The following is a 6,093-nucleotide window of genomic DNA, read 5'->3' as shown; positions in this document are numbered from 1 at the left end:
GTTGTCGACTGATCCGCCGCGCTCGCCAGCAAGCCGGCTCCTACAAGGAATGCGTGGGACGTAAAAACGACAAACCCCGCACGATGGCGGGGTTTGGCCGGGCCGGAAACGGTCACGCCGGTTTTTTCAGCGCCAGCTTTTTCAACTCTTCATCCCGCAATTCGCGGCGCAGGATCTTGCCGACGTTGGTGGTCGGCAGGGCATCGCGGAATTCTACGCTACGCGGCACTTTGTAGGCGGTGACGTTGGCGCGCATGTGTTCCATGACCTGATCCTTGGTGAGCGTCGTGCCCGGTTTGACCACCACGAAAATCTTGATCGCCTCGCCCGATTTTTCGTCCGGCACCCCAATGGCCGCGCATTGCAGCACGCCCGGCAGGGTCGCCAGCACATCTTCCAGTTCGTTCGGGTAGACGTTGAAGCCAGACACCAGAATCATGTCCTTCTTGCGATCGACGATGCGCATGTAGCCGTCCGGCTGGATCACCGCGATGTCACCGGTTTTCAACCAGCCTTCGGCGTCGAGCATTTCATCGGTAGCTTCCTGACGCTGCCAGTAACCCTTCATGACCTGCGGGCCCTTGACGCACAACTCGCCCACTTCGCCTAACGGCAGCTCTTCGCCGATATCGTTGATGGTCTTGCACAGGGTTGACGGCACCGGAATGCCGATGGTGCCCATTTGAATCTTCTGGATCGGGTTGACGGTGGCCACCGGGCTGGTTTCGGTCATGCCGTAACCTTCGCAGATGGAGCAGCCGGTCACTTCCTTCCAGCGTTCGGCGGCGGCCTGCTGCAGAGCCATGCCGCCGGACAGCGTGACTTTCAGCGAGGAGAAATCCAGGTTGCGGAAGTCGGCGTTATTGCATAGCGCCACGAACAGTGTGTTCAGGCCGACGAAACCGCTGAACTTCCACTTCGACAGCTCCTTGACCATGGCCGACAGGTCACGCGGGTTGCTGATCAGGATGTTGTGGTTGCCGATCAGCATCATCGACATGCAGTGAAAGGTGAACGCATAGATGTGATACAGCGGCAGCGGCGTGATCAGGATCTCGCAGCCTTCGTCGAGGTTGGAGCCCATCAATGCCTTGCATTGCAACATGTTGGCGATCAGGTTGCGGTGGGTCAGCATCGCGCCCTTGGCCACGCCCGTGGTGCCGCCGGTGTATTGCAGTACGGCGACGTCTTCACTTTTCGGGGCGGCGTCTTGTACTGGTACGCCATGACCTTTTGCCAGGACATCGTTGAACTTGATGGCCTTGGGCAGATGGAACGGTGGCACCATCTTCTTCACGTACTTGATGACGCTGTTGACCAGCAGGCGCTTGAGCGGCGGCAACAGGTCGGCGACTTCGGTGACGATCACGTGCCTGACGCCGGTCTTGGGCACGACCTTCTCGGCCAGGTGCGCCATGTTCGCCAGGCACACCAGCGCCTTGGCGCCAGAGTCGTTGAATTGGTGTTCCATCTCCCGCGCGGTGTACAGCGGGTTGGTGTTGACCACGATCAGCCCGGCGCGGATGGCACCGAACACGGCGATCGGATATTGCAGTACGTTCGGTAGCTGCACGGCGATGCGGTCGCCCGGTTGCAGGTCGGTATGCTGTTGCAGATATGCGGCGAAAGCCCCGGACAACTCGTACATCTCACCATAAGTGAGTGTCTTGCCCAGGTTGCTGAATGCAGGTTTGTTGGCGAAACGCTCGCAGGACTGTTTCAATACCGCCTGAACGTTTGGATACTCGTCCGGATCGATATCGGCAGCGATACCAGACGGATATTTATCCTTCCAGAAGTTTTCGATCATGGAAGCCGACTCCTCAGCGACAGCGTTTCTACACACCGCTTAATGCGATGATTTCTTGTGTTTGGAATGTTGTAGCCACAGCCTTTTGCTTACCGACAGAACAAAAAGCGGGCCGAGCGTAGCAGCTTTGCCAAAGGCCGACCAGAGGCAAACGCAGCCTCTACAGTCATAAACATGACTCTTGAATGTTCATTGGTCATGTTTAGAGCAATGAACCTAAATGTCGGAAAATCTCACTTTTGGCTTGCTTCGCCTGGCGAATCCGAACCTCTTTGGGAGCGAATTCATTCGCAAGGCGTCAGCATGATCGACACATATATAGCGCCTGCACTAGCGTCTCGCGAATGAATTCGCTTCCACAGGGTTGCGCGGCGTGGCCACCCATTTCGGCACAAAAAAAACGGCGTGTTTCTCAACACGCCGTTTCTTGATATAGCCGCCTCAGGCGGTATCGCGAAGCTCTCGTCGCAGGATTTTGCCCACAGGTGTCATCGGCAGCGACTCACGCAGCACGATGTGCTTGGGGATCTTGTAGCCGGTGAAGTTCTGCTTGCAATATGCCTTCAACTCCTCGGTCGTGAGGCCCGAATCCCGCGGCACCACGAACAACTTCACCGCCTCCCCCGAACGTTCGTCCGGCACGCCGATGACCGCGCAGTTGGCGACTTTCGGGTGGCGCGACACCACGTCTTCGATCTCATTGGGATAGACGTTGAAACCCGAGACGATGATCAGATCCTTCTTGCGGTCAACGATGCGGATAAAGCCGTCCGGGTCGATCACCGCGATGTCGCCGGTTTTCAGCCAACCTTCGCTGTCCAGCACTTCCGCGGTGGCGTCGGGCTTGTGCCAGTAACCGAGCATGATCTGTGGCCCCTTGAGGCACAATTCGCCGCGCTCGCCCACCGGCAACTCGACGCCATCGTCACTGATCACCTTGGCTGTCGTGCCCGGCACCGGCATGCCGACGGTGCCCAGTTTCGATTTGTCGCCATATGGATTGGCCGTGGCCACAGGTGAGGTTTCGGTCAGGCCGTAGCCTTCGACGATTGGGCTGCCAGTGAGTTGCAGCCAACGTTCGGCGGTCGCCTTCACCAGCGCCGTGCCGCCCGAGTTGGTCAGGCGCAGGTTGGAAAAATCCAGGTTCTTGAAATCCGGGTGATCCATCAGCGCCACGAATAGTGTGTTGAGGCCAAGCATCGCCGAGAACTTCCACTTCTTCAGCTCTTTAATGAATCCGCCGATGTCCCGTGGGTTGGTGATCAGCACGTTGTGGTTGCCGCTGACCATCATGCACATGCAGTTACAGGTGAACGCGTAGATGTGATACAGCGGCAGCGGCGCCACCATGATCTCGCTGCCCTGCTTGAAGATCGGCGATCCGTCCGGGCCGTGCTGCAACATGCAGGCATAAACCTGCTGCATGTTCGCCACCAGGTTGCCATGAGTAAGCATCGCGCCCTTGGGCGAGCCAGTGGTCCCGCCGGTGTATTGCAGAACGGCAATGTCATCCAGATCCAGTTGCACCTGGCGCAAGTGATCACTCCGGCCCAGTTTCAGCACGCTCTTGAAAGACACGGCCTGCGGGAGGTCGTACTCGGGGACCATCTTCTTGACCTTCTCGACCACAGTGTTGATCAGCCATCCCTTGGCGGGCGACTGCATGTCGCCCATTTTCACTTCGATCAGGTACTGAATCTCGGTGTCCGGAAGGACTTCCTGGACGTTCTTGCCGAAGACATTCAGATACACCAGCGCGCGGGCGCCGGAGTCCTTGAACTGATGGCGCATTTCGCGGGCGGTATACAAAGGGTTGGTGTTGACCACGATCAGACCGGCGCGCATGGCACCGAACACCGCAATGGGGTACTGGATCAGGTTGGGCATCTGCACGGCGATACGATCGCCCGGTTTGAGCTCGGTCTGCTGCTGCAGATAACCGGCAAAGGCCGCGGAGTGCCGCTCAAGCTCGGCGTAGGTCAGCGTCACGCCCATGTTGCTGTAGGCCGGACGATCCGCGTACTTCCTGCAACTGCGCTCGAACACCTCGACCACTGACTTGTACGCGTGCAGATCCACCTCGGAGAGGACGCCCGCCGGGCGCTTGTCATTCCAGAATTCAGGTTGCATGTTGTTTTTATCCTCTTACCTGAGAGTGCCGGCCCCGCCGCTGTGCACGGGTGTTTGCCGGACGTTAGCAGCTAACCCGGAGAAGGCAAATAGGCCGCCGGGCCTCATCAATGACGTGAATCTCGCGGGTGATCAGCCTGTCATTGCGCAACGGCTATACACTGCTGAACAGCAGTCGCTACAGCGCTTTTTCAAGACAATTTCTTACAAGGGCAGGGAAACGCCATGAAACACGATGCCTTTTGGCTGGACACATCCGATCACAATCGCCTGTTCGTGAACGCCTGGCTGCCGGCCAGCGCCGGTGCGGGTGCCGAGCCTGCAAAGGCTGTGATGATGCTCTCCCATGGCATGGCCGAGCACACTGGCCGTTATGAGCGGCTTGGTACGGCGCTGACTGAGGCGGGTTTCGCCTTGTATGCCCATGACCAGCGTGGCCACGGCCACACCGCCGCTCACGGAGTGCTCGGGCATTACGCCGACAAGGATGGCTGGGACAAGGTGGTGGGTGACTTGGCCAGCCTCAATGCCTCGATCGTTCAACGGCATCCTGGCGTGCCGGTGTTTCTGTTGGGCCACAGCATGGGCAGCTACATCGCCCAGGCGTATCTGCTGCGTCACAGCGCCAGCCTGCAGGGTGCGGTGCTCAGTGGCTCGAACTTCCAGCCGGTCTCGCTCTACCGCATCGCCACAGTGGTAGCGCGCATGGAAAGTTGGCGTCAGGGGCCGACCGGGCGCATCGGGCTGATCGAGTTCCTGTCGTTCGGCTCGTTCAACAACAAATTCAAGCCAGTGCGTACGTCTTTTGACTGGCTGAGCCGCGATCCGGACGAAGTCGACAAGTATGTGAACGACCCACTATGCGGCTTTCGCTGTACCAATCAGTTCTGGCTGGACATGCTCGGCGGCCTGCAGCAAATCAGCAAAACCTCCAACCTTTCGCAGATCGATAAAAACCTGCCGCTGCTGATCATGGGCGGCGAATGTGATCCGGTAAGCGAGGGCAAACGTCTCAAAGATCTCGCTGATGCGCTGACGGCCACGGAGCATCGGTTGGTAACGCTGAAGATTTACCCGCAGGCGCGGCATGAAATTCTCAACGAGACCAACCGCGATGAAGTCACCCGTGATTTACTCGCGTGGCTCGAAGAGGCGCTGACGCAGCCACGGTCGTCCAGCACCCAATGACCTGCCTTTTTAACTTTTCATTTTTCACGTCACAGGACCGCACCATGACTCAAGTCACCAATACGCCTTACGAAGCCCTTGAAGTCGGCCAGACCGCCAGTTACAGCAAGACCGTGGAAGAGCGTCATATCCAGCTGTTCGCCGAAATGTCCGGAGACCGTAACCCGGTGCATCTGGATGCAGAGTTCGCGGCCAAAAGCATGTTCAAGGATCGTATCGCCCATGGCATGTTCAGCGGCGCGTTGATCAGTGCGGCTGTGGCCTGTGAGTTGCCTGGGCCGGGGACGATTTATCTGGGGCAGCAGATGAGTTTTCAGAAGCCGGTGAAGATTGGCGATACCTTGACGGTGCGTTTGGAGATTCTCGAGAAGCTGCCAAAGTTTCGCGTGCGGATAGCGACGCGAGTGTTCAATCAGAATGAGGAACTGGTGGTTGATGGTGAGGCGGAAATTCTTGCGCCGCGTAAGGAGCAGACGGTGGGTCTGGCGGAGTTGCCGGTGATTACTGTTGGGTGATGCCGCGGGGTTCTTGGTGTATATCCGTTATCTCGGGTGGCGCTGACAGATTCTGCCTAACGGCAGAAGCGTTTCGCCTCCGGCGAGTTACTTGGAAAAGCCCCCAAGTAACCAAGGGGGCCTGCTCCTGATTGGGTTCCTCCTCCGTCGGAATACCCTCACGCAGGGGCTCCGTGGGCCCGCCGCCATCCGTCGTCCATGGCGGGGGCGGCTCTCGCGGCATCCATGCCGCTCGGCCCACGCAGCCAAGCCTGCGTTCGGCCTGCACCCAAGTCGCGTTCGGCGGTGTCTGGACTATCGCGTAAAAGGATCTGCAACATGGCTTGCCGGCGTCGCCACCGCCAGCAAGCCGGACTGCTACAGGGGATTGCGCCCCCAGGCCAAATCCCGGTTCGCCGCAAAACCTGTAGGAGCCGGCTTGCTGGCGAATGCGGTGGGTCAGTCACAGAT

General features: G+C 58.6%; 4 protein-coding genes. 2 read left to right on the top strand and 2 right to left on the bottom strand.

All coding sequences use genetic code 11. The annotated features are described in order from the left end of the window. Positions 1-112 precede the first annotated feature (112 nt). Entirely contained in the window at positions 113-1,810 is a 1,698-nt protein-coding gene (gene fadD1, locus ACRER8_RS00580; RefSeq protein ID WP_431744437.1) for a long-chain-fatty-acid--CoA ligase FadD1, read from the bottom strand. Positions 1,811-2,251: 441 nt separating this feature from the next. Next, positions 2,252-3,940 (bottom strand): long-chain-fatty-acid--CoA ligase FadD2, encoded by a 1,689-nt coding sequence (gene fadD2, locus ACRER8_RS00575; RefSeq protein ID WP_431744436.1) that lies wholly within the window; start codon positions 3,938-3,940, stop codon positions 2,252-2,254. A 225-nt stretch (positions 3,941-4,165) separates the two neighbouring features. On the opposite strand from fadD2, the gene ACRER8_RS00570 reads away from it, so the two are divergent. Together ACRER8_RS00570 and ACRER8_RS00565 are read left to right on the top strand one after the other, a co-directional pair. Then, on the top strand, positions 4,166-5,128 hold the full coding sequence (locus tag ACRER8_RS00570; protein ID WP_431744435.1) for a lysophospholipase: 963 nt from the start codon (positions 4,166-4,168) through the stop codon (positions 5,126-5,128). Positions 5,129-5,172: 44 nt separating this feature from the next. Further along, entirely contained in the window at positions 5,173-5,643 is a 471-nt protein-coding gene (locus tag ACRER8_RS00565) for a MaoC family dehydratase (RefSeq protein ID WP_431744434.1), read from the top strand. The last annotated feature ends 450 nt before the right edge of the window (positions 5,644-6,093 follow it).

The organism is Pseudomonas sp., assembly GCF_050739935.1.
Lineage (GTDB): Bacteria > Pseudomonadota > Gammaproteobacteria > Pseudomonadales > Pseudomonadaceae > Aquipseudomonas.
This window is presented reverse-complemented; position numbering and strand designations above follow the sequence as displayed.